Source organism: Ruegeria sp. N11 (assembly GCF_056531525.1).
In genome coordinates this window covers 106,984-129,632 of record NZ_JBQFLX010000010.1, presented here as the reverse complement: position 1 = coordinate 129,632, position 22,649 = coordinate 106,984, and the positions used below count along the sequence as shown (strand labels likewise).

The 22,649-nt window shown below is 62.0% G+C and carries 21 protein-coding genes; 20 read left to right on the top strand and 1 reads right to left on the bottom strand.

Annotated elements, in window-relative coordinates; translation table 11 throughout:
* The first annotated feature begins 32 nt into the window (after positions 1-32).
* The 3 genes from mraY (at position 33) to ACR0J8_RS12585 (ending at position 3,145) form a co-directional block, all read left to right on the top strand.
* A complete protein-coding gene (gene mraY, locus ACR0J8_RS12595; RefSeq protein WP_170615220.1) occupies positions 33-1,115 on the top strand; it encodes a phospho-N-acetylmuramoyl-pentapeptide-transferase in 1,083 nt (360 codons plus the stop codon).
* A 151-nt stretch (positions 1,116-1,266) separates the two neighbouring features.
* Positions 1,267-2,664: a UDP-N-acetylmuramoyl-L-alanine--D-glutamate ligase gene (murD, locus tag ACR0J8_RS12590; RefSeq protein ID WP_480525118.1), complete on the top strand. Its 1,398-nt coding sequence runs from the start codon at positions 1,267-1,269 to the stop codon at positions 2,662-2,664.
* 106 nt (positions 2,665-2,770) lie between these two features.
* Positions 2,771-3,145 carry a glycine zipper family protein gene (locus tag ACR0J8_RS12585; protein ID WP_170677948.1) on the top strand — a complete coding sequence of 125 codons (375 nt, stop codon included), beginning with the start codon at positions 2,771-2,773 and terminating at the stop codon, positions 3,143-3,145.
* Here the strand turns inward: ACR0J8_RS12585 and ACR0J8_RS12580 are convergent.
* Entirely contained in the window at positions 3,142-4,320 is a 1,179-nt protein-coding gene (locus ACR0J8_RS12580; protein WP_480525282.1) for a BaiN/RdsA family NAD(P)/FAD-dependent oxidoreductase, read from the bottom strand. The two genes, ACR0J8_RS12585 and ACR0J8_RS12580, sit on opposite strands and share 4 nt — an antisense overlap.
* A gap of 235 nt (positions 4,321-4,555) precedes the next feature.
* Between ACR0J8_RS12580 and ACR0J8_RS12575 the strand changes: the two genes are divergently transcribed.
* The 17 genes from ACR0J8_RS12575 to ACR0J8_RS12495 all read left to right on the top strand — a co-directional run bounded on the left by ACR0J8_RS12575 (position 4,556) and on the right by ACR0J8_RS12495 (position 22,611).
* Positions 4,556-5,608 carry a Hint domain-containing protein gene (locus ACR0J8_RS12575; RefSeq protein ID WP_480525120.1) on the top strand — a complete coding sequence of 351 codons (1,053 nt, stop codon included), beginning with the start codon at positions 4,556-4,558 and terminating at the stop codon, positions 5,606-5,608.
* 165 nt (positions 5,609-5,773) lie between these two features.
* Complete coding sequence (gene ftsW / locus ACR0J8_RS12570; RefSeq protein ID WP_480525122.1) at positions 5,774-6,937, top strand: putative lipid II flippase FtsW; 1,164 nt, start codon at positions 5,774-5,776, stop codon at positions 6,935-6,937.
* Positions 6,937-8,034, top strand: coding sequence for a UDP-N-acetylglucosamine--N-acetylmuramyl-(pentapeptide) pyrophosphoryl-undecaprenol N-acetylglucosamine transferase (locus ACR0J8_RS12565; protein WP_480525124.1), 1,098 nt, complete (start codon positions 6,937-6,939; stop codon positions 8,032-8,034). Before ftsW ends, ACR0J8_RS12565 begins: the two co-directional genes overlap by 1 nt.
* The gene (murC, locus tag ACR0J8_RS12560; protein WP_480525126.1) at positions 8,031-9,440 is read left to right on the top strand and encodes a UDP-N-acetylmuramate--L-alanine ligase; all 1,410 of its coding nucleotides are present in this window, start codon (positions 8,031-8,033) and stop codon (positions 9,438-9,440) included. Before ACR0J8_RS12565 ends, murC begins: the two co-directional genes overlap by 4 nt.
* A gap of 76 nt (positions 9,441-9,516) precedes the next feature.
* Positions 9,517-9,765: a DUF2484 family protein gene (locus ACR0J8_RS12555; RefSeq protein WP_480525128.1), complete on the top strand. Its 249-nt coding sequence runs from the start codon at positions 9,517-9,519 to the stop codon at positions 9,763-9,765.
* A complete protein-coding gene (locus ACR0J8_RS12550; protein WP_170677935.1) occupies positions 9,762-10,028 on the top strand; it encodes a DUF2484 family protein in 267 nt (88 codons plus the stop codon). The genes ACR0J8_RS12555 and ACR0J8_RS12550 overlap by 4 nt, the downstream gene beginning before the upstream one ends.
* A gap of 24 nt (positions 10,029-10,052) precedes the next feature.
* Positions 10,053-10,346 (top strand): hypothetical protein, encoded by a 294-nt coding sequence (locus tag ACR0J8_RS12545; RefSeq protein ID WP_170615238.1) that lies wholly within the window; start codon positions 10,053-10,055, stop codon positions 10,344-10,346.
* On the top strand, positions 10,343-11,269 hold the full coding sequence (murB, locus tag ACR0J8_RS12540; RefSeq protein ID WP_480525130.1) for a UDP-N-acetylmuramate dehydrogenase: 927 nt from the start codon (positions 10,343-10,345) through the stop codon (positions 11,267-11,269). Before ACR0J8_RS12545 ends, murB begins: the two co-directional genes overlap by 4 nt.
* A gap of 104 nt (positions 11,270-11,373) precedes the next feature.
* Complete coding sequence (locus ACR0J8_RS12535) at positions 11,374-12,294, top strand: D-alanine--D-alanine ligase (RefSeq protein ID WP_480525132.1); 921 nt, start codon at positions 11,374-11,376, stop codon at positions 12,292-12,294.
* The gene (locus ACR0J8_RS12530) at positions 12,282-13,286 is read left to right on the top strand and encodes a cell division protein FtsQ/DivIB (protein WP_480890491.1); all 1,005 of its coding nucleotides are present in this window, start codon (positions 12,282-12,284) and stop codon (positions 13,284-13,286) included. Before ACR0J8_RS12535 ends, ACR0J8_RS12530 begins: the two co-directional genes overlap by 13 nt.
* An 8-nt stretch (positions 13,287-13,294) precedes the next feature.
* The gene (gene ftsA, locus ACR0J8_RS12525; RefSeq protein WP_480525284.1) at positions 13,295-14,629 is read left to right on the top strand and encodes a cell division protein FtsA; all 1,335 of its coding nucleotides are present in this window, start codon (positions 13,295-13,297) and stop codon (positions 14,627-14,629) included.
* Positions 14,616-15,035: a hypothetical protein gene (locus ACR0J8_RS12520; protein ID WP_480525134.1), complete on the top strand. Its 420-nt coding sequence runs from the start codon at positions 14,616-14,618 to the stop codon at positions 15,033-15,035. Before ftsA ends, ACR0J8_RS12520 begins: the two co-directional genes overlap by 14 nt.
* A gap of 345 nt (positions 15,036-15,380) precedes the next feature.
* Positions 15,381-16,997: a cell division protein FtsZ gene (gene ftsZ, locus ACR0J8_RS12515; RefSeq protein ID WP_480890488.1), complete on the top strand. Its 1,617-nt coding sequence runs from the start codon at positions 15,381-15,383 to the stop codon at positions 16,995-16,997.
* Between the two features lie 213 nt (positions 16,998-17,210).
* Positions 17,211-18,131, top strand: coding sequence for a UDP-3-O-acyl-N-acetylglucosamine deacetylase (lpxC, locus tag ACR0J8_RS12510; RefSeq protein WP_170806597.1), 921 nt, complete (start codon positions 17,211-17,213; stop codon positions 18,129-18,131).
* A 148-nt stretch (positions 18,132-18,279) separates the two neighbouring features.
* Positions 18,280-19,140 (top strand): outer membrane protein assembly factor BamD, encoded by an 861-nt coding sequence (locus ACR0J8_RS12505; protein WP_170615252.1) that lies wholly within the window; start codon positions 18,280-18,282, stop codon positions 19,138-19,140.
* Between the two features lie 35 nt (positions 19,141-19,175).
* Positions 19,176-20,825 carry a DNA repair protein RecN gene (gene recN, locus ACR0J8_RS12500; RefSeq protein ID WP_480890485.1) on the top strand — a complete coding sequence of 550 codons (1,650 nt, stop codon included), beginning with the start codon at positions 19,176-19,178 and terminating at the stop codon, positions 20,823-20,825.
* 100 nt (positions 20,826-20,925) lie between these two features.
* Entirely contained in the window at positions 20,926-22,611 is a 1,686-nt protein-coding gene (locus ACR0J8_RS12495; RefSeq protein ID WP_480525140.1) for a chloride channel protein, read from the top strand.
* The last annotated feature ends 38 nt before the right edge of the window (positions 22,612-22,649 follow it).

Sequence of the window (22,649 nt, the reverse complement as noted above, 5' to 3'; positions counted from 1 at the left end):
CCCCGTGACCACCGCGTGAGAAAGGTATCGCTATGTTGTATTGGCTGACCGGCCTGTCGGACGGAGGAGATTTCTGGAACCTCTTCCGGTATATCACCTTCCGTGCAGGCGGTGCCTTCATGACGGCGCTGATCTTCGGCTTCCTGTTCGGCAAACCGCTGATCAACGTGCTGCGCCGCAAGCAGGGCAAAGGTCAGCCGATCCGCGATGATGGCCCAGAGGGGCATTTTTCCAAGGCCGGAACGCCCACGATGGGTGGGTTGCTGATCGTTGGGGCGCTGGTGACATCGACGCTGATCTGGGCGCGATGGGACAACCCGTATGTCTGGATGGTGCTGTTCGTAACCCTGGCATATGCGGCCATAGGCTTTGCCGACGATTATGCCAAAGTGTCCAAGCAGAACACACAAGGCGTTTCCGGCCGAATGCGCATGGCGCTGGGCATCATCATTGCAGCCCTGGCGGCGCTTTGGGCGACGTTGAATCACCCCGAAATGCTGCAAAGCCAGCTGGCATTGCCGATCTTCAAGGACACGCTGATCAATCTGGGCATCTTTTATATTCCCTTCTCGATCGTGGTGATTGTCGGGGCCGCCAATGCGGTGAACCTGACCGATGGTCTGGACGGTCTGGCGATCATGCCCGCGATGATTGCGGCTTCGACGCTGGGCATCATCGCTTACGCGGTGGGGCGGGTCGACTTCACCGAATATCTGGACGTGCACTACGTGCCGGGCACAGGTGAGATTTTCATCTTCACCTCGGCGCTCTTTGGCGCGGGGCTTGGGTTCCTGTGGTACAACGCGCCGCCGGCTGCGGTTTTCATGGGTGACACCGGATCCTTGGCCTTGGGCGGGGCGCTGGGCGCAATTGCCGTGGCCACCAAACACGAGCTGGTACTGGCGGTTGTCGGCGGGCTGTTCGTGGTCGAGGCGCTGAGCGTGATCATTCAGGTGCTGTATTTCAAACGCACAGGCCGCCGCGTGTTCCTGATGGCGCCGATCCATCACCATTACGAGAAAAAGGGCTGGGCGGAACCCACCATCGTCATCCGCTTCTGGATCATCTCGCTGATCCTGGCGATGATCGGTCTGGCGACGCTCAAGGTCCGCTAACGCTCCCGCCAGGTTCGGCGGACCTGCGGTCCGCCTGGTCACCTGTTGGGCCCGGCTCGCGCTGCCGCGCGAGCCTTTCCGGACCCTTGCCTTCGCTCAGGTCTTCTGCGCAGTGTGGCGGCAAATTGAAGGTCGAAGGAAGGGTGGCGGCATGATCCCGGTCAAAGGGTTTTCAGGGCAGAAAGTTGCGGTTCTGGGGCTGGGCCGGTCCGGTCTGACCACGGCGCGCGCGCTGCGGGCGGGTGGGGCCGATGCGATCTGCTGGGATGACAATCCGACGGCGCGTGACATAGCGTCAGGCGAAGGGTTCACCTGTGCCGATCTGCGGCGTCATGGGGCCTTCGATGACATCGCCACTCTGATCGTCTCCCCCGGCATTCCGCATCTCTATCCCGAACCCAACCCGGTCGTGGCGGCCGCGCTTGAGGCCGGTGTGCCGGTCGACAACGATATCGGCCTGTTCTTCCGGTCATTCGCGGATCAGACATGGAACAGCTTTGACACCCCGCCACGTGTGATCGCCGTAACCGGGTCGAACGGCAAATCCACCACCGCAGCGCTGATCCACCATATCCTGACAGAGGCCGGTCGCGAGGCGCAGCTGGCCGGGAATATCGGACGCGGAGTGCTGGATATTGATCCCGGCGGTGATGGTTCGGTCGTGGTGCTTGAGCTTTCCAGCTATCAGACCGAACTTGCCCGTGCGCTGACGCCGGATGTGGCTGTGTTCACCAACCTCTCGCCCGACCATCTGGACCGCCATGGCGGTATGGGCGGGTATTTCGCCGCCAAGCGCCGCTTGTTTGCCGAAGGCGGACCGGATCGCGCGGTCATCGGCGTGGATGAGGCCGAAGGCGCGTTTCTGGCCGGTCAGATGTCCGAAGGCCCTGCCGACGACCGCGTCATCCGGGTATCGGTTGCGCGCAAGCTGACCGGGCCGGGCTGGCAGGTTTTTGCCCGCAAGGGGTTCCTGTCGGAGTACCGCAAGGGGCGCCAGGCCGGATCAATCGACCTGCGTGGGATCAAGGGACTGCCAGGGGCGCATAACCACCAGAACGCCTGCGCCGCTTATGCTGCCTGCCGGTCAGTGGGGCTTGCGCCAAAAATGATCGAGCAGGCCCTGCACAGCTATCCCGGCCTGCCGCATCGCAGCCAGATCATCGCCGAAGCGAACGATGTGACCTATGTGAACGATTCCAAGGCGACTAATGTGGACAGCGCGGTAAAAGCGCTGAGCGCGTTCCGCAACATCCGCTGGATCTGTGGGGGGCTGGAAAAGGACGGTGGCCTGTCCGGCCTGAACGAGGTGAAGGATCAGGTCCGCAAAGCCTACGTGATCGGGCGCGAGGCCGCAGGATTCGCCATGCAACTTGAGGTCGAAACCGAAATCTGCACCACGATGGCCACGGCGGTCGAGCGCGCGATGCAGGACGCGCAGCCGGGTGAGACGGTATTGCTGGCTCCGGCAGCGGCCAGTTTCGACCAGTACGACAATTTCGAGCAGCGCGGAGATGACTTCACCGCGCAGGTGCGCCAACGGCTGGATTGAGCCGCGTTTGCAATAGGCCGCCGGTTCGGGCAGGCTTGGACCCTGCCTGCTTGAAGACTGTCCCTGGCGGTATTACCTGCGGGTAAATCAATACGAGGTCACGAAAATGTTCAATCGCAAGTCACTTCTGGTCGTTCCCGCACTTGTTCTGGTGGGCGCCTGCGCCAACTCCGGTGCCAATTACCAACCGGTCATCGATGGACCTGTGGGTCCGAACTACAACTCGGATCTGGCGCAATGCCAGCAGCTGGCGGCGTCGCAGGCCAGCGTTGACGGCTCGACCGCCGGCAACGCGGCGATCGGCGCAGCGGGTGCTGCCGCCACGACCGCCATCATTCAGGACAGCAGCTCTAACCTGGGCAGGGCCGCCGCCGCCGGCGCGGTGATCGGTGCGGGCGCGGATGTCATCGCGAAAAACCAGAACAAGGAAGTTATCGTGCGCAACTGCATGCGCGGACGCGGGTACAACGTCGTCGGCTAACGCCCCGCGATTGCAGTTCCGGCGGCGTAGCCCGAAGACCACGCCCATTGGAAGTTGTAACCGCCCAGCCAGCCGGTGACATCCACCGCTTCGCCAATCGCATAGAGGCCGGGGACATCCCTGGCCTCCATCGTTCTGGACGACAGATCGTCGGTGTGAATTCCGCCAAGCGTGACCTCGGCCGTGCGATAGCCTTCCGTGCCAGAAGGCGTCAGTTGCCAGTCGGACAGGGCCGCGATCAGGTCGTTCAGCGCGGCATCGGACTGATCCGCCAGATTGCCCTGCATCGGGATGTACTGTTTCAGGTAATCCACCAATCGCGCGGGAAGGTGGCGCGCCAGCTCCGTGGTCAGGGCCTTGCGGCCACCGCTTTGCCGCTGGTCCCGCAGCATGTCGAACAGCGGCAGATCCGGGATCAGGTTCACCCTGATCGTCTCACCTTCGCGCCAATAGGACGACAATTGCAGCACCGATGGTCCGCTGAGGCCGCGATGGGTGAACAACAGTGCCTCGTCAAAACTGGTCCGGGCGTTTGACAACCGTGCGGGCAGGGACACGCCCGACAGGTCCCGGAACTTGCCGTCCGAAAAGGTAAAAGGCACCAGCGCCGCCTGCGTTTCCGTCAGCCGCAGACCGAACTGCCGAGCAATGTCATAGGCCAGCCCGGTCGCGCCCATCTTGGGGATCGACTTGCCACCCGTGGCCAGCACCAGATTGGCGCAGGTCAGGCTCAGACGCTTACCTTCACGCTCGACCTCCAGTGCAAAGCCGCCTTCGGTCTTGCGCAGGTCATTCAGTTCGGTTCGGATCCACAATTCGGCCCCCGCACGCTGCATCTCGTCCAGCAGCATCTGGATGATCTGCTTTGACGACCCGTCACAGAACAGCTGACCCAGAGTTTTTTCATGCCAGGCGATGCCGTGGCGGTTTACCAGATCGATAAAATCCCACTGCGTATATCGCGCCAGCGCCGATTTGCAGAAATGGGGGTTTCGCGACAGGAAGTTCTGCGGCCCCGCATACATGTTGGTAAAGTTGCAGCGCCCACCGCCCGAGATGCGGATTTTCTCTCCGGCTGCCTTGGCGTGATCGATCACCAGAACACGCCCGCCACAGTGGGCGGCGCACATCATGCCGGCGGCTCCGGCACCAAGGATGATCGTGTCAAAGGTCATGTGCAAGCGCATGGCCCGGTTTTCCCGCAACCGCAAGGCCGAGATGTTTTCCAACGCCCCAATTTCTTTTGTTTCGGCCTTTCCAACAGGCGATCGACACGACGAGGACTTGCCTGCCGGTCACAACTTCGAAGTTTTCCCGCGGCGGCACTTGACCTGCACGAGCCTCAAATCCTACGAATTCTTCGGTAAAGTGACGATTTGTCTGCGTTAATAAATTTGGTGGAGGGGCCGCATGCCCACGAACGTATATGGTGCCTTTCGGTCTGACAGCACATTGTCCGATGCAGGGGCTTCATCCAGTGTCGTGGGATCCACGTTCCAGATATCGGCCTACAGCCAGATCACGATCCAGGACGGCGCAGACGCCACGATTATCGATGGCGACAACATCTCAAACGAGACCGGCAACGACCCGACCCAGACCCTGAACGGAGAGATCATCTTCTGGGATTTCACCGTTTCGGTGACGGACGGCACGAATACTTACCAGATCGGCCTTTTCGACTATGACCTCGACGGGGATGGAAATTCGATCGGGGTCGACAGCGAGGACGGTTATTTTCTGGGCTTTATCGGCGGGACCATACCGCCCCTGAACACGACGCTGACCATCACCGCCATTATAGACAATGGCCCGGACATCGATGTCGACACTGTTGTCCCTTGCTTTGTGGAAGGGACAAGCATCCAGACGCCTGATGGTCCACGCCTGATCGAGACCTTGCAGCCGGGCGATGTGGTTACGACCCTGGACAATGGGCCGCAGTTAATCCGCTGGATCGGTTCGCGCGAACTGGACAGCATTGATTTGCAGGTCAAGCCAAAGCTGCGGCCGGTTCGGATCACAAGGGGCGCGCTTGGGAATGGTCTGCCCAAAGACGACCTGCGAGTGTCCAGGCAGCATCGGATGCTGGTCCGATCCCCGATCGCGGCCAGAATGTTTTCCAAGCACGAGGTTCTGGTGCCTGCGCACGAGCTGGTTGGGATGCCTGGTATTTCCATCGTAGAAGACGACCAGCAGGTGACGTATTTTCACATGCTGTTTGATCGGCATGAGGTGATTTTTGCCGAAGGGGCGCCGTCGGAAAGCCTGTTCACCGGACCACAGGCCCTCAAAAGCATAGGTGAAGAGGCCACCGCCGAAATCGCAGAACTGTTTCCCGAGATCATGTCCGAAACCTATGCGCCCGAAATGGCGCGGCTCATCCCGCGAACCGGAGGGCAAACGCGGACACTGGTCAAGCGTCATCTGAAAAACAGCAAGCCGCTGGTTTCTGAGGCCTGAGGTCCACCCGTACCACAGTCGTGGGGGCACGGAGCCCCTGGCATTCTCGCGATGGGAATTCCGCTGACCGCCCTCATTCCACTGGCCCAAACGCAAAAATCGCGTTAGACTCTCAATCAGATCCCGAAAACGGGACGTGAACGAGGCAGAAAGTGGCGGTATCTCATGACTGAGATGGTGTATGGCGCGGTCCAGGACCAGCGCGGCGAACCGATTCTACCAAAGTGGTGGCGCACGATTGATCGCTGGTCGATGTCCTGCGTTCTGATCCTGTTTGTCATCGGGCTTTTGCTGGGGCTTGCCTCATCACCGCCACTGGCGGGGCGCAACGGGTTCGACCCGTTCCACTATGTCGAACGTCAGGCGTTTTTCGGCGGATTGGCGTTGATCGCAATGCTGCTGACCTCGATGATGTCGCCGACATTGGTGCGACGCCTGGCGGTGCTGGGTTTTCTGGCTTCATTTGTGGCTCTGGCCTTTCTGCCCGTCTTCGGCACCGATTTCGGCAAAGGCGCGGTGCGCTGGTATTCGCTGGGGTTTGCCTCGCTGCAGCCGTCCGAGTTTCTGAAACCCGGGTTTGTTGTCGTGGCTGCATGGCTTCTTGCCGCATCACAGGAAATCAACGGCCCGCCGGGGCGGTTGTGGTCTTTCGCGCTGTGCATGGCGATTGTCGGAATGCTGGTGATGCAACCCGATTTCGGGCAGGCGTGCCTGATCCTGTTTGGTTGGGGTGTTATGTACTTTGTGGCAGGCGCACCTATGCTGTTGCTGGTCGGCATGGCTGCATTTGTGGTTCTGGGCGGCATGTTCGCCTATTCGAACTCGGAACACTTCGCCCGCCGTATTGACGGTTTCCTCAACCAGGAGGTCGATCCGACCACCCAGTTGGGCTATGCCACCAACGCCATCCGCGAGGGTGGGCTGTTCGGTGTCGGCGTCGGTGAAGGGCAGGTGAAATGGTCGCTGCCCGACGCGCATACGGATTTCATCATCGCCGTGGCGGCCGAGGAGTATGGCCTGATCCTGGTTCTGATCATCATCGCGCTATACTCACTTATCGTCGTGCGGTCGCTGCTGCGCCTGATGCGCGAGCGAGACATGTTCATCCGTCTGGCCGGAACCGGTCTGGCCTGCATGTTCGGTGTTCAGGCGATGATCAACATGGGCGTTGCCGTGCGCTTGTTGCCGGCCAAGGGCATGACGCTGCCGTTCGTCAGCTACGGCGGCTCATCGCTGATTGCAGGCGGCATTGCGGTCGGCATGCTTTTGGCGTTTACCCGCACCCGCCCACAGGGCGAACTGGGTGATATTCTGCGCGGACGAGGTTGATGAGCAAACCCTACCTTCTGATTGCGGCGGGCGGCACCGGGGGCCACATGTTCCCGGCGCAGGCGCTGGCCGAGGCGATGCTGCAAAAAGGATGGCGCGTGCGCCTGTCCACCGATGCACGTGGTGCCCGGTACACCGGCGCCTTCCCTGACGCGACCGAGATTGTCGAGGCATCTTCGGCCACTTTCGCACGTGGTGGCTTGGCGGCCAAGGCGATGGTCGGGCCCCGGATCGCCGCCGGTGTGACGGGGATGGCGTTTCAGATGATGCGCGACCGCCCGGATGTGGTCGTGGGCTTTGGCGGCTATCCTTCGATTCCGGCGTTGGGCGCGGCGACGATGCTGAAAATCCCCCGCATGATCCATGAGCAGAACGGGGTACTGGGCCGTGTGAACCAATTGTTCGCCACCCGTGTTGCACAAGTGGCCTGCGGCGTCTGGCCCACCGATCTGCCCGAAGGTGCACATGGCATCCATACCGGCAACCCGGTTCGCGCCGCTGTTCTGGATCGGGCCGCCGCAGGGTATATCCCGCCGGGTGATTACCCGATGTCGATCCTTGTGATGGGTGGCTCGCAGGGCGCACGCATCCTCAGCGATATGGTGCCCGGAGCCATCGCCGCACTGCCCGAAGATATCCGCAACCATATCCGCGTCTCTCATCAGGCGCGCGACGAAGATGGCGAACGGGTCACTGCGTTCTACGGCGACCACGGCATTCGCGCCGATGTTCGGCCCTTTTTCGACGATGTGCCCCGCCGCATGTCAGATGCCCAACTGGTCATCAGCCGTTCGGGCGCATCCAGCGTCGCCGATATCTCGGTGATCGGCCGCCCCTCGATCCTGATCCCCTTTGCTGCCGCGGCAGGGGACCACCAGACCGCCAATGCGCGCGGACTGGTTCAGGCGGGCGGGGCGATCATGATCCCCGAAAATGCACTTGACGTTGCCTCGCTGACACAGCAAATCACCACGGTTCTGACCAACCCCGAAGCCGCACAGAAAATGGCCCGTGCCGCCTTGTCCGCGGGGGCGCCGGACGCAACCGAGCGACTGACAGCCCTTGTCGAACATCTGGCGCAGAAGGAGACCGCATGACCCCAGCAACCAAACTGCCGCAGGACGTAGGCCCGATCCATTTCGTCGGGATCGGAGGGATCGGGATGTCTGGCATCGCCGAGGTGTTGCTGAACCTTGGCTATCGGGTTCAGGGCTCTGACCTGAAAGCGTCCAAGATCACGGATCGTCTGGCCGGTCTGGGGGCCGAGATATTCGTGGGTCAGCGCGCCGAAAACCTGAAGAACGCTGCTGTGGTCGTTGTCTCGACCGCGATCAAGCCGGGCAATCCCGAACTGGACGAAGCCCGTGCGCAGGGTCTTCCGGTCGTCCGCCGCGCCGACATGCTGGCCGAGCTTATGCGCCTGAAATCCAACGTCGCCATCGCCGGAACCCACGGCAAGACCACAACAACCACCATGATGGCCGAACTTATGGTGGCGGGCGATTTCGACCCCACCGTGATCAATGGCGGCATCATCCACGCCTATGGCTCCAACGCGCGCATGGGGCAGGGCGAATGGATGGTGGTCGAGGCCGACGAATCCGACGGCTCGTTCAACCGCCTTCCCGCGACCATCGCCATCGTAACCAATATTGACCCCGAGCATATGGAGCATTGGGGCGATTTCGACACCCTGCGCGACGGGTTCTATGAATTCGTCACGAATCTGCCGTTCTACGGTCTGGCCGTTTGCTGCACGGACCATGCCGAAGTGCAGGCGCTGGTGGGCCGCATCACCGATCGCCGCGTCCGCACTTACGGTTTCAACGCGCAGGCGGATGTGCGGGCAGTGAACCTGACCTACAAGGGCGGTGTGGCGCATTTCGACATCCACCTGCAATACGAAGACAAAGTGATCGAAGGTTGCACCCTGCCGATGCCGGGCGACCACAACGTCTCGAACGCCTTGTCCGCCGTGGCCGTCGCCCGTCATCTGGGCATGAAGGCGTCGGAAATCCGCGAGGCGCTGGCGAATTTCGGCGGTGTCAACCGCCGCTTCACCAAGGTTGGGGAAGTCGACGGCGTCACCATCATCGACGACTACGGCCACCACCCGGTTGAAATCGCTGCCGTGCTAAAGGCGGCCCGTCAGGCCACCGACGGCCGTGTCATCGCCGTGCACCAACCGCACCGTTATTCCCGCCTGTCGAACCTGTTTGATGACTTCTGCACCTGCTTCAACGACGCCGACGTGGTCGCCATCGCCGAGGTGTTCGCGGCCGGGGAAGACCCGATCGAAGGCGCCTCGCGCGATGCTCTGGTGCAAGGCCTGATCCGCCATGGCCACCGCCATTCCCGCGCAATCCTGAGTGAGGACGATCTGGAACGCCTTGTTCGGGAACAGGCCCGTCCGGGCGACATGGTTGTCTGCCTCGGCGCTGGTACAATCAGCGCTTGGGCCAATGGATTGCCCGAAAGATTGCAGCGAAAACAAGCTGTTTGACCCTCGCGCTCATTTGGCGCACAACCCAAATGTATGATATGCTGCGGGCGGCTTCCGCGCGTCCTTGGAGGGGCGAATGGATTATTCGATGATCTTCTCAGCGCTCTGGGTGATCTGCGCTACTATCGTGGCGTTGCTTCCGATGCGGCTGCAATTCCCTCCGGGTATCATTTTGCTGATCTGTGCGCCGGTGCTGATCGTTTGGCTGGGCTACGTACATGGCTGGCTTTGGTCGCTGCTGGCTTTGGGCGGCTTTGTCTCGATGTTCCGCAATCCGATCCGCTATTACTGGCGCAAATGGGTGCGCGGGGAGGTCGTGGAATGAACTGGTCCATTGCTCTCGCCGCTCTCTGGGGGGTTGCCGCGAATGTGCTGGCGATGATCCCCAGCAAGGACAATCACTGGACTCGCGCCTATGTCCTGATCGCGTTGGGTATCCCGATCCTGGGATTTGTGACCTATCAGAATGGCCCATGGGTCGGTCTGATCGTACTGGCCGCTGGCATGTCGGTGCTGCGCTGGCCGGTGATTTATCTGACCCGTTGGACAAAGGCGAAAATGCAGGGCATGAAGGCGGCTGACGAATAACCGGCCAACTTCACGAGGTCCGCCATGGCGACGATCACCACATTTGCCTATCTGCCGCTCATTTCCCTTGTTCTTGGTGCCGCCGCAGGGTTCACGGCGGGTCGCTGGATCGGCCTGCGTGGTCTTTTGTGGCTGATTGGGCTGGCGTCTGCTGCCGGGCTGGTGCTGATCGTGATGCTGGCCAGCGTTGGAACGGGCGAAGAAGAGCAGGCATTCGGTCCGCTCGTCTGGCTGACCGCCGGTGTGCTTCCGTTTCTATTCGCCGCGATCATGGGCGGGGTCGGCGGGCGCAGCCTGGCTGCGCGTGCAGCCGAATGACAACCCTCCCCGCGACCCGAGGCCGCCTGTCCGAGGCCCGTCCGCTGGCCGACCTCACATGGCTTCGTGTCGGAGGACCGGCGGATTATCTGTTCCAGCCAGCCGACCTTGAAGATCTGCAATCGTTCCTGCGCGACCTGCCGGCGGATGTTCCGGTGTTCCCGATGGGCGTCGGTTCGAACCTGATTGTCCGCGACGGCGGCTTGCGGGCCATGGTGATCCGGCTGGGGCGCGGCTTCAACGGCATCTCGGTCAAGGGAAACACTGTTACCGCAGGCGCGGCGGCACTGGACGCGCATGTGGCGCGCAAGGCGGCGGACGCGGGGGTCGACCTGACCTTCCTGCGAACCATCCCCGGCTCCATCGGTGGTGCGGTGCGAATGAACGCAGGCTGTTACGGCAACTACACGGCGGATGTACTGCGCAAGGCCACCATCGTGACTCGGCAGGGCAGTGTTGTGGACCTGTCGCCCGACCAACTGAACTTCCGCTACCGCCAGACAGATCTGCCCGAAGGCGCGGTTCTGGTCTCGGCCACGTTCGAAGGCCCTCCGGGCGATCCCGAGGACCTTCATGCGCGCATGGCGGCGCAGTTGCAAAAGCGCGACGAGACACAGCCCACCAAGGATCGCAGCGCCGGTTCCACTTTCCGCAACCCTGCCGGTTTCTCCTCCACAGGCCGGGCCGATGACGTCCATGACCTGAAGGCGTGGAAAGTGATCGATGATGCGGGCATGCGCGGCGCGACACGCGGCGGAGCGCAGATGAGTCCAAAGCACTCGAACTTCCTGATCAACACCGGCACCGCCACCGCCGCCGACCTCGAAGGGCTGGGCGAGGAGGTGCGAAAAAAGGTTTACGAAACAAGCGGCATCACGCTAGAGTGGGAAATCATGCGGGTCGGTGATCCGCTGACAGAATAAAGCCCCATCCGTCAGACCATAGCAGGCAAATTCAGGCGGCGGATCAAAGGCATAAACAAGATACGGACCACCACATAAGGTCCGGGGACATTGAGGCGCACGAAGTGGGTAAGTCGAGCAGGACAAACCCCAAAGTGGCGGTATTGATGGGCGGCCCCTCGAAGGAACGCGAGGTCTCGCTCAGCAGCGGGCGCGAATGCGCAGCCGCCCTTAGGGAAGAAGGCTTTGAGGTGGTCGAACTGGACGCTGGTCCCGACCTTTACGCGCGTCTTCTGGATATCAAGCCTGATGTGGTTTTCAACGCCCTGCATGGCCGCTGGGGCGAGGATGGCTGTGTGCAGGGGATGCTCGAATGGATGCGTATCCCGTATACGCATTCCGGCGTTCTGGCTTCGGCCCTGGCCATGGACAAGCAGCGCAGCAAGGAAGCGTTCCGCGTCGAAGGCCTGCCCATCGCAGAAAGCATCATCGCCCCAAAGGATGAGGTCGAAGCCGACCACGTCATGCCTGCGCCTTATGTGGTCAAACCCAACAACGAAGGCTCCAGCGTCGGTATCTATCTGGTGCACGAAGGCACCAACGGTCCCCCGAAACTGTCCGACGACATGCCGGATCAGGTAATGGTCGAGCAATATGTGGCGGGGCGCGAACTGACCGTGACCGTGATGGGCGACCGTGCCCTGACCGTAACCGAGATCATGACCGAAGGCTGGTACGACTACGACGCCAAGTACAAGCCCGGTGGCTCGTCGCACGAACTGCCTGCCAAGATTCCGGCTGACATTTTCGACATGTGCATGGACTATGCCGTGCGCGCTCATAAGGTGTTGGGGTGCAAGGGCGTCAGCCGCACCGACTTCCGCTGGGACGATGCACGGGGCGCGGATGGTCTGTTCCTGCTGGAAACCAATACCCAGCCCGGCATGACGCCGACCTCGCTGGCGCCAGAACAGGGCGCGCATCTGGGCATGAGTTTCGGCCAGTTTTGCGCCTGGATGGTGGAGGACGCCTCATGCGACCGTTGACCGCCACCCGCGCACCCGTGATCCATCGCAGCAAGCCTCTGGCCGGGCAGGATGCCGATTTCGCCACTGCCGAGCCGACCCCTCAGGCCAAGCCGAAACTGCAACTGCGCGGCGCCCGGTTTTTTGGTCGCAACGCCCGCCGCTCCGATCCCGCGCCGTCGCGGCTCAGCTACCGGTTCCAGCGCTGGATGCTGACACCGGGCATCCGGCTGAGCGTTCGTCTGGGCCTGCCGGTTTGCGTTGTTGCGGCGGCGGTCGGGCTCTATTTCGCGTCCGAAGACCGGCGCGAAGCGCTCAGCGCCTATATCGCCGACATCAAGACCTCGGTTCAGGAGCGCCCCGAATTCATGGTCAACCTGATGGCCATCGATGGTGCGGGGCCGGGCCTGTCCGACGACATCCGCGAAGTCGTGCCGTTGGACTTCCCGATCAGTTCCTGGGATCTGGATGTCGAACAGATGCGCGACACCATAACCGGACTGGACCCGGTGAAATCGGCCACCGTCCGCATTCGCCCGGGCGGCATTCTTCAGGTCGATGTGGTCGAGCGTCAGCCGGTCATCGTCTGGCGCACGCGCGACGGGATCGAGTTGTTGGACGAAACCGGTGCCCATGTGGATCAGGTCGCCTCGCGCAAGGATCATGCGGATCTGCCGCTGATCGCGGGTCAGGGGGCGGATCAGCATGTCGGCGAAGCGCTGCGGATCCTGACCACAGCGCGCAGCCTTGGTGACCGCGTGCGCGGACTGGTACGCATCGGTGAACGCCGCTGGGACCTGGTCCTCGATCGTGGCCAGCGCATCATGCTGCCAACCGACCGCCCTGTTCGCGCGCTCGAGCGGGTATTGGCGGTAAACGAGGTACAGGACCTTCTGGAACGCGATGTGGCCGTGGTCGACATGCGCCTCGGTCAGCGTCCGACCATCCGAATGACCAAAGCCGCCAGCGAAGACTGGTGGAATACAAAAGTGACAACGAGTAGCGGGCAGTAGCGACAATGATGACCGATCTTTACCAGTCCCAGCGGGCCATGCGGCAGATGCGCAGGCAAGCCGTGCAAAGGGGCGTCATCGCCATTCTGGACGTGGGCAGTTCCAAGATCGCCTGTCTGGTGCTGCGATTTGACGGTACCGGCCGGCTGAGCGATGACAACAGCATCGGTTCATTGGCCGGGCAGACCGGGTTCCGTGTCATCGGCGCCGCGACGACCCGCTCGCGCGGAGTGCAGTTCGGCGAAGTCACTGCCATGCAGGAAACCGAACGCGCCATCCGCACTGCCTTGCAGGCGGCACAGAAGATGGCGGACATTCGCGTTGATCACGTCATCGCCAGTTTCTCGGGCGCGAACCCGCGCTCCTACGGTCTGGACGCTCAGGTCGATCTGGAAGGTCAGCTTGTGACCGAAGCCGAGGTCGGACGTGTGCTGAACGCCTGCGACGTGCCCGATTACGGGGCCGGGCGCGAGGTTCTGCATGCCCAGCCGGTGAACTTCGCGCTGGACAACCGGTCCGGCCTGATCGACCCGCGGGGACAAATGGGGCAGAGCCTTGCGGTCGATATGCACATGCTGACCGTTGATGCGGTGGCGATTCAGAACATCGTGCGGTGCATCAAACGTTGCGACCTGGAATTGGCGGGGATAGCGAATTCAGCCTATGTCTCGGGCATCTCGGCGCTGGTCGAGGACGAGCAGGAACTGGGCGCGGCCTGTATCGACATGGGCGGCGGCACCACCAGCGTGTCGATCTTCATGAAGAAACACATGATCTATGCCGATTGCGTGCGCATGGGTGGTGATCACGTGACCTCGGACATTTCCATGGGCCTCGGCGTTCCAGCGGCAGTGGCAGAGCGGATCAAGACTTTCAATGGCGGCGTGCATGCCACAGGGGCCGATGATCGCGATCTGATCGATATCGGTGGCGATACCGGCGACTGGGAACATGACCGTCGCACCGTCAGCCGTGCCGAACTGATCGGAATCATGCGCCCAAGGGTCGAGGAAATTCTCGAAGAGGTCCGCGTGCGACTGGACGCAGCCGGGTTCGAACACATGCCCAGCCAGCAGATCGTCCTGACCGGAGGCGGCAGCCAGATCATGGGGCTGGACGGCCTCGCCACCCGTATCCTGGGTCAGCGCGTCCGCCTTGGTCGCCCCTTGCGCGTTCACGGCCTGCCGCAATCGGCCACAGGGCCAAGTTTTTCATCTGCTGTCGGCCTCAGCCTGTTCGCCGCCCATCCGCAGGACGAATGGTGGGATTTCGAGATCCCGGTCGACACCTACGCGGCGCGCCCCTTCAAACGCGCCGTGCGCTGGTTCCGTGACAATTGGTAGATGGCTGCTTCGGGGGCTGATCGCCCCGTTGCTGTTGCCCGCCGGCGCGGTCGCTCAGACCGCCATCTCTCCCGACGCGTTTCTGGATGCGGTCATCGGCAAGACGGTCACGTTCTATGAGATCCGCAGCGGTCAGCTGGTCGGAACAGAGCAGTTTTTAAGTCGCAACACCTCGGTCTGGCGCGAGAATGGCCTGGGCTGCGTCTATGGTCAGATCACCACGCCAAACGGGCAGATCTGCTTCCTCTATGACAATGACACGGACGGGGTGCCAGTCTGTTGGTGGCCGTTTCTGCACCACGACCGGCTGCTGGTGCGCCTGGCCACCTTCATCGGCGGTGAAATTCAGGAGGTCCGCCGAATAAGCGAGGATAGCCTCAACTGTCCAAGTGTCCCTGTCAGTTGAAAAATCGGCTTGCGGTGCCCGAGAATATCCCTCAAGATATCCACAAGGCCCGACAGAGGCCCGGCGGCAGGACCCGAGCAGGTACCCGCAAAACAAGAACTGACCCCTCTGTGACGCATCTTCTGGCTGGCGGCACGAATTGCGTATGCCTTGTGGCGCCTTGCGTTCGCTCCGCAACATCTGGCGGATCGCGCGAAATACCGCCTCTGGCTGCCTTATTTCCTCCATATTTTGTGGATTCCTGCGATTTTTGACGTGACGTTTGTGGATATGACCGGTAGAATTAAAGGCGGATAGGTAAGAAAAACACCGCTTTGGCGGGTTATAAGAACAGGCGGACAGAGCATGACATTGAATCTTTCGATGCCCGGGCACGACGAACTGAAGCCTCGGATCACAGTATTTGGCGTGGGCGGTGCAGGCGGCAATGCCGTCAATAACATGATTGAAAAACAGCTGGACGGCGTCGATTTCGTGGTCGCCAACACAGACGCGCAGGCGCTGCAGCAAAGCCAGTCCTCGGCACGGGTGCAGCTGGGTGTGAAAGTCACCGAAGGCCTGGGCGCTGGGGCGCGTCCGACTGTTGGCGCAGCCGCCGCCGAAGAAAGCATCGAACAGATCGTCGATCATCTGGCTGGCGCGCATATGTGCTTCATCACTGCTGGAATGGGCGGTGGCACCGGGACAGGCGCGGCTCCGATCATCGCGCAGGCCGCGCGCGAGCTGGGTGTGCTGACCGTCGGTGTCGTAACCAAACCCTTCCAGTTCGAAGGTGCCAAGCGGATGCGTCAGGCCGAAGACGGTGTTGAGGCGCTGCAGAAGGTTGTCGATACGCTGATCATCATCCCGAACCAGAACCTGTTCCGTCTGGCCAATGAAAAGACGACCTTTACCGAGGCGTTCTCGATGGCTGACGACGTTCTGTATCAGGGGGTCAAAGGCGTGACCGACCTGATGGTCCGTCCGGGCCTGATCAACCTCGACTTTGCCGATGTTCGCGCCGTCATGGACGAGATGGGCAAAGCGATGATGGGGACCGGCGAGGCAACCGGTGAAGATCGCGCGGTACAGGCGGCCGAAAAGGCGATTGCCAACCCGCTGCTGGACGAAATCAGCCTCAAGGGTGCCAAGGGCGTGCTGATCAACATCACCGGTTCGCACGACCTGACCCTGTTCGAACTGGACGAAGCCGCCAACCGCATCCGCGAGGAAGTGGACCCCGAAGCCAACATCATCGTCGGGTCGACCCTCGATACCGCGATGGAAGGCGGCATGCGCGTGTCCGTCGTGGCCACCGGGATCGATGCAACCGACAAACAGGCCGAAATTCCGGTTGCGCGTCGTTCGATGTCGGCACCGCTGACCCGCACCGTTTCCGCGGAAGAGCAGGCGCAGGAAGAAGCGCAGACCGTTGCCGCAGAACAGCAGGCACCTACTGAGGTAAACCCCGAACCATCGCTGTTCGAAGCGGCTGACGAGCCGGTGCAGTCCCAGCCTCAGTTCCAGCCGCAGGCGGAACAGGATGATGATGACCTGCCGCCGCCCGCCTATCAGCCGCGCGTGGCCGAGTTTGAGCCGCAGCCCGAGGTTGCGGAACCTGCGCCGGAAAGCTTTGTCGCACCGCGCGCCGCTGCTGCCGGCACTCCGTCCCCCGAGGCCCTGCAGCGACTGCAGGCGGCGGTTCAGAATGTGCCATCGGCAAAACAGCGCATGGCGGCAAGCCGCGCGGACGTCGAAGAAGCAGCCCCCGCACGGCAGGCGGAAGCTCATGACCGGCCCCGTTTCGGCTTCAACAGGCTGATCGACCGCATGACCGGTCATGCGGCCGATACACCCGCTCAACCGGCCCGCCAACAGCCGGTCATGCGCCAGGCTGACGCCACGGCACCTGCCCATGAAGAGGCAGATCCGGATCAGGAACGTATCGAAATTCCGGCCTTCCTGCGCCGTCAGGCCAACTGATCGCGGTAACAAAATGATGACAAGGGGTCGCCATTTGGCGGCCCTTTTTCGTTTAAAATAAAGTGCTTATTGTAATGTAAGCAGGGTTTTGCCGATCTGTAACATCCATGTTTCAATCGGTTGCAAAGAGTGAGTTGAGCCTTATCGCCGGCTTCCTTAACTGAGTGTCCAACACAGCCCAAGCAGGCTGGACATCACTCACTGAGGTCAGTTTTGCAACACACGCTCAAATCATCGGTCACGTTTACAGGCACAGGGCTGCACAGCGGCAAGCCTGCGACGATGGTCCTGAAGCCGGCAGCCGCCGGTCACGGCATCTGGTTCAAACGGACGGATATCGAATTGGGCAATGCGCTGATCCCGGCGATCTACGACATGGTGGACCGGACCCCGCTCTGCACCCGTCTGGTGAACGAGGCCGGAGTTTCCGTTTCAACCGTTGAACACATCATGGCGGCCCTTGCCGGTTGCGGCGTGCACAACGCGCTGGTCGAGATTGATGGCCCCGAAGTTCCGATCATGGACGGCTCGTCCATCGAATTCGTGCGCGGCATCATGGCCAAGGGCGTGCGCCGTCAGGCCAGCCCTGTTCTGGCCTACGAAGTGCTCAAACCGGTCACCGTCTCTCGCGAGGGCGCAAGCGCCTCGATCGCTCCGGCAAATGGGCTGATCATCGACTTCCACATCGATTTCGAAGATGACGCGATCGGCAACCAGACCAAGACGCTGGATATGCGCAACGGCTCGTTCGCGCGCGAACTCAGCGATTGCCGCACGTTCTGCCGCCGCACTGATGTCGAAGCCATGCGCGAAAACGGTCTGGCGCTGGGTGGTACGCTGGACAACGCAGTTGTTGTTCAAGGCACCGACGTTCTGACACCCGGCGGGTTCCGCCGCGCGGATGAGGCCGTGCGCCACAAGATGCTGGATGCCCTGGGCGACCTGTATCTGGCAGGCGGTCCGATTCTGGGCCACTTCACCGGCGACAAGTCCGGTCATTCGATGACCAACACGCTGCTGCGCAAGCTGTTCGAGACGCCCGGCGCCGTGCGCCCCGTGCTGTGCACCCCCGAACAGGCGGCCCGACTGCCCGGTCAGGGTCTGATCTGGGCGGAAATCCCCGAAGTCGCCTGATCTGGGCGGTCTGCGAGATGCCGCGGATCAACACTGGCGACATTTCCGACAGAGAGCGTTAAAGACGTTTTGCACCGGAATTTTCTATGCTAGACCATGGCACAATCCGGGTCAGAACCCGTTAAGCAAGACGACAAGGATGAGCGGAATGGTGGGCAGCAAAGCGGCAGTCAGGTTCGCAGGGGCGATTCTTCTGGCAGCAACTTTAGCAGCGTGCGGCAATGGCGGACTTTTCGGAAGAAGGGGCGCGGACCGCGACCAGAACCTGGAAGGCTTCACGCCGGAACAGATTTACACGCGCGGTGAATACGAACTGTCGCAGAACCGTTCTGACGATGCGGCGTGGTATTTCTCGGAAGTCGAGCGGCTCTATCCCTATTCTGACTGGGCCAAACGGTCGCTGATCATGCAGGCGTTCGCGTTCCATACCGACGAGAACTATGAAGAAAGCCGGGCCGCAGCTCAGCGGTATATCGATTTCTACCCCACGGACGAAGATGCCGCCTATGCCCAGTATCTGCTGGCGTTAAGCTACTATGACCAGATCGACGAAGTGGGCCGCGATCAGGGTCTGACCTTTCAGGCGCTGCAGGCGCTGCGCACGGTGATCGAGGTCTATCCGGACAGTGAATACGCCACCTCTGCGGTGCTGAAATTCGATCTCGCCTTCGACCATCTGGCTGGAAAAGAGATGGAGATCGGACGCTATTACCTGCGTCAGGATCATTTCGCCGCCGCCATCAACCGCTTCCGCGTCGTGGTCGAGGATTTTCAGACCACCTCGCACACCGCCGAAGCGCTGTATCGTCTGGTCGAGGCGTACCTGTCGCTGGGCCTGGTGGATGAGGCGCAGTCGGCCGGTGCGATCCTGGGCTACAACTACCAGTCTTCGGAATGGTACGACAGCGCTTATACCCTGCTGACTTCGCGCGGCCTCAAACTCAAGAGCCGTGGCAACAACTGGCTCAGCCAGGTTTACCGTCAATCGATCAAAGGGCAGTGGTTGTAATCGCCATGACCATAGGGTTGGGACAGTAGGACCCGATGCTACGCGCCCTTGATATTCGCGACATGCTGATCATCGACCGGCTGGAACTGACCTTCCAGCCGGGTCTCAATGCGCTGACCGGTGAAACCGGTGCGGGCAAGTCGATCCTGCTGGATTCGCTGGGCTTTGTTCTGGGCTGGCGCGGTCGCGCCGAACTGGTGCGGCAGGGGGCAGCACAGGGCGAAGTGCTGGCCGAATTCGAACTGTCCGCCGATCATCCCGCCCATGCAGTTTTGGCCGAAGCCGGGCTGCCCGCCGGCGAAGAACTGATCCTTCGCCGCGTCAACACGGCCGAGGGCCGCAAAACCGCCTGGGTCAATGACCGCCGCTGCTCGGGCGAGGTGCTGCGTGCGCTGTCCGAGACATTGATCGAACTGCACGGCCAGCACGATGACCGCGGCCTGCTGAACCCGCGCGGTCATCGTGTTCTGCTGGACGACTATGCCGGGGCAGGGAACCAGCTTAGCGCCGTTCGAGCGACCTGGTCACAGATGTCCCGCGCCCGCAAGGCGCTGACCGAGACCGAAGGCACGCTGGCCGCAATGCGCGCCGAAGAAGAGTTTCTGCGCCATGCTGTGTCGGAACTGGATCAGCTTGATCCTCAGCCGGGTGAAGATGCCGAACTCGACGCCCGCCGCCGCATGATGCAGGGGGCCGAACGGATCCGCGACGACGTGGCCCGTGCCTTTGCCCTGTTGGGGGGCGAGAGCGCCGAAGGCGCTTTGGCCGACGCGGTGCGCTGGCTTGAAGGTGTGTCGGACCATGCCGGCGGCCAGCTTGAAGAGCCCATCGCCGCCCTCGGCCGCGCCATGATTGAACTGGGCGAAGCGCAGGATGGCGTCAACGCCTGCCTTCAGGCGCTGGATTTCGACCCGGCAGAACTGGAACAGACTGAAGAACGCCTGTTCGCCATCCGCGCGCTGGCCCGCAAACACGACGTCGCGCCGGACGATCTGGGCGCTTTCGCCGAAACCCTGCGTGAGCGTCTGAACCGGCTGGACGCCGGAGATGCCGACCTTGCCGACAGGCGTGCCGCTGTCGAGGCCGCGCAGGTCGCCTACGATGCCGCTGCAGCCCAGCTCAGCACCATGCGTCAGAATGCGGCCGGGCAACTCGACGCCGCCGTGATGGCCGAACTTGCACCGCTTAAAATGGAACGCGCGGTGTTTCGAACCGAAATCACACCAGCCGATCCCGGCCCCGAAGGCACCGATGCGGTGGCCTTCACCGTCGCCACCAATCCCGGCGCGCCCTCGGGACCGCTGAACAAGATCGCATCCGGCGGTGAACTCAGCCGCTTCCTGCTGGCGCTCAAGGTTTGCCTCAGCGGTGATGACAGCGCCCGCACAATGATCTTCGATGAAATCGACCGGGGTGTCGGCGGTGCCACTGCCGATGCGGTTGGCCGCCGTCTGGCCGCTCTGGCGCAGGGGGGGCAGGTGTTGGTCGTGACGCATTCGCCGCAGGTGGCCGCGCGGGCCGCGCATCACTGGCGTGTGCAGAAACAGGTTGCGGACGGGCAAACCCTGTCCACCGTCATCCCGCTGGCCGACCCGGATCGGGTGGATGAGATTGCCCGCATGGTCGCAGGCGACACCATAACGGACGAAGCCCGCGCCGCCGCACGCGCTTTGCTGCAGGCCTGAGACATATCTGCCGCTTTCCGGTTCTCAAACCGTCGCTATCCCACTTTTATAAGGACGCCCCGTGGCTTACTAATGAGGGAACGATGACCTCCGAGGGCAAATGACCCAGTCGACCCGCACCGTTCTGCGCAATCAGCTCAATCAGGCACTGGCCGCGATCAAGGATGCATGGCGGGTGATGCTCCGCCGGGGACCCAGCCAGATTCAGTTCTGGTTCATTGCCCTGGCCATCGGTATCGCGGCGGGTTTCATGGCGCTGGGATTCCGCAAGGCCATCGCCGCACTTCAGGCGTATATCTACAACACCGAAGATATCCTTCTGCTGCACAGCCATGTGGAAAAGCTGCCCTGGGTCCTGATCCTGATCACGCCGATCATCGGTGGCCTGGTTGTCGGTATCATCCTGCACATTTTCACCGATGACGGGCGTGTCCGGTCCGTAGCGGACGTGATGGAAGGTTCTGCCGTCACTGATGGGAGGGTCGAGATCAAGGCAGGGATCGCGTCTTTCCTCGCCTCGCTCATAACGCTCAGCTCTGGCGGCTCGACGGGCCGTGAAGGGCCGGTGGTTCACATGGCGGGCGTCATTTCAACATGGGTCAGCAACCGCATCCACGCGGACGGCATCACCGGTCGCGACCTGCTGGGCTGTGCCGTGGCCGCCGCCGTCTCAGCCAGCTTCAACGCCCCGATCGCAGGTGCGCTTTTTGCGCTCGAAGTGGTTCTGCGCCATTTCGCGGTCCATGCCTTCGCCCCTATCGTAATTGCCTCGGTCGCGGGGACAGTTATCAACCGTCTGGCCTATGGTGACGTCACCGAGTTTGTCCTGGAGACCCCCGGATCGCTGCAATTCTATGTGGAGTTGCCCGCGTTCCTGATCCTCGGGCTGATCTGTGGGTTCGTCTCTCTGCTGCTGATGCGCTCGATCTTCTTTGCCGAGGATATCGGCAACCACATTCAGACCCGCCTGTCTCTGCCGCGCTGGCTGCGGCCGGCGGTATCGGGGGCGATGCTGGGGCTGATGGCGATCTGGTTCCCGCATATCATCGGTGTCGGGTACGAGACCACGATCCGCGCCCTGACCGGCGACCTGCTGCTGACCACCGCAATCCTGTTTGCCGTTCTCAAGACCGTTGCGGTCGCCATTACCATGGGCGGCCGCATGGGTGGCGGTGTGTTCTCACCGTCGCTGATGATCGGCGCGCTGACCGGGCTGGCCTTTGGCCTGATCGCCACCGGCCTGCTGCCGGACGTATCGGGGACCCACACGCTCTATGCTTTTGCCGGAATGGGTGCCGTGGCCGCCGCAGTTCTGGGGGCACCCATCTCGACCACGCTGATCGTGTTCGAACTGACCGGAGACTGGCAGATCGGCCTTGCGGTGATGGTCTCGGTTTCGATGTCCACCGCGCTGGCTTCGCGCCTGGTGGACCGGTCCTTCTTCCTGACACAACTGGAGCGCCGCAATGTGCATCTGGCCGCGGGGCCGCAGGCCTACCTGCTGGCCATGTTGCGCGCTGGTGCCGTGATGCGCCCGCTCGGAGATCCGCGCTCGATCACCAGGGACGAGGCGCAGGAGTTGATTGAACAGGGCTTCTGCATTCAGGCCAGCGCCACGCTTGAGGCTGCGATGCCCTATTTCGACCGCGATGACATCCCCTGCATTCCGGTGGTTCTGATCGAAGAAAACGGTGTCGAAACCCCGGTCGGCGCGCTTTATCACATAGATGCGCTCAAGGCGTATAACCGCGCGCTGGCGGCGACAGCGGCCGAGGAGCATTCGTAGCGAGGCGGAAGCCGGTACGTTGCGCTGCGTCTTCTGAA

Excerpts from the sequence above, each read along its gene's own strand:
- mraY (WP_170615220.1), top strand. The coding sequence starts at position 33 with ATGTTGTATTGGCTGACCGGCCTGTCGGACGGAGGAGATTTCTGGAAC.
- murD (WP_480525118.1), top strand. The coding sequence starts at position 1,267 with ATGATCCCGGTCAAAGGGTTTTCAGGGCAGAAAGTTGCGGTTCTGGGG.
- ACR0J8_RS12585 (WP_170677948.1), top strand. The coding sequence starts at position 2,771 with ATGTTCAATCGCAAGTCACTTCTGGTCGTTCCCGCACTTGTTCTGGTG.
- ACR0J8_RS12580 (WP_480525282.1), bottom strand. The coding sequence starts at position 4,320 with ATGACCTTTGACACGATCATCCTTGGTGCCGGAGCCGCCGGCATGATG.
- ACR0J8_RS12575 (WP_480525120.1), top strand. The coding sequence starts at position 4,556 with ATGCCCACGAACGTATATGGTGCCTTTCGGTCTGACAGCACATTGTCC.
- ftsW (WP_480525122.1), top strand. The coding sequence starts at position 5,774 with ATGACTGAGATGGTGTATGGCGCGGTCCAGGACCAGCGCGGCGAACCG.
- ACR0J8_RS12565 (WP_480525124.1), top strand. The coding sequence starts at position 6,937 with ATGAGCAAACCCTACCTTCTGATTGCGGCGGGCGGCACCGGGGGCCAC.
- murC (WP_480525126.1), top strand. The coding sequence starts at position 8,031 with ATGACCCCAGCAACCAAACTGCCGCAGGACGTAGGCCCGATCCATTTC.
- ACR0J8_RS12555 (WP_480525128.1), top strand. The coding sequence starts at position 9,517 with ATGGATTATTCGATGATCTTCTCAGCGCTCTGGGTGATCTGCGCTACT.
- ACR0J8_RS12550 (WP_170677935.1), top strand. The coding sequence starts at position 9,762 with ATGAACTGGTCCATTGCTCTCGCCGCTCTCTGGGGGGTTGCCGCGAAT.
- ACR0J8_RS12545 (WP_170615238.1), top strand. The coding sequence starts at position 10,053 with ATGGCGACGATCACCACATTTGCCTATCTGCCGCTCATTTCCCTTGTT.
- murB (WP_480525130.1), top strand. The coding sequence starts at position 10,343 with ATGACAACCCTCCCCGCGACCCGAGGCCGCCTGTCCGAGGCCCGTCCG.
- ACR0J8_RS12530 (WP_480890491.1), top strand. The coding sequence starts at position 12,282 with ATGCGACCGTTGACCGCCACCCGCGCACCCGTGATCCATCGCAGCAAG.
- ftsA (WP_480525284.1), top strand. The coding sequence starts at position 13,295 with ATGACCGATCTTTACCAGTCCCAGCGGGCCATGCGGCAGATGCGCAGG.
- ftsZ (WP_480890488.1), top strand. The coding sequence starts at position 15,381 with ATGACATTGAATCTTTCGATGCCCGGGCACGACGAACTGAAGCCTCGG.
- ACR0J8_RS12505 (WP_170615252.1), top strand. The coding sequence starts at position 18,280 with ATGGTGGGCAGCAAAGCGGCAGTCAGGTTCGCAGGGGCGATTCTTCTG.
- recN (WP_480890485.1), top strand. The coding sequence starts at position 19,176 with ATGCTACGCGCCCTTGATATTCGCGACATGCTGATCATCGACCGGCTG.
- ACR0J8_RS12495 (WP_480525140.1), top strand. The coding sequence starts at position 20,926 with ATGACCCAGTCGACCCGCACCGTTCTGCGCAATCAGCTCAATCAGGCA.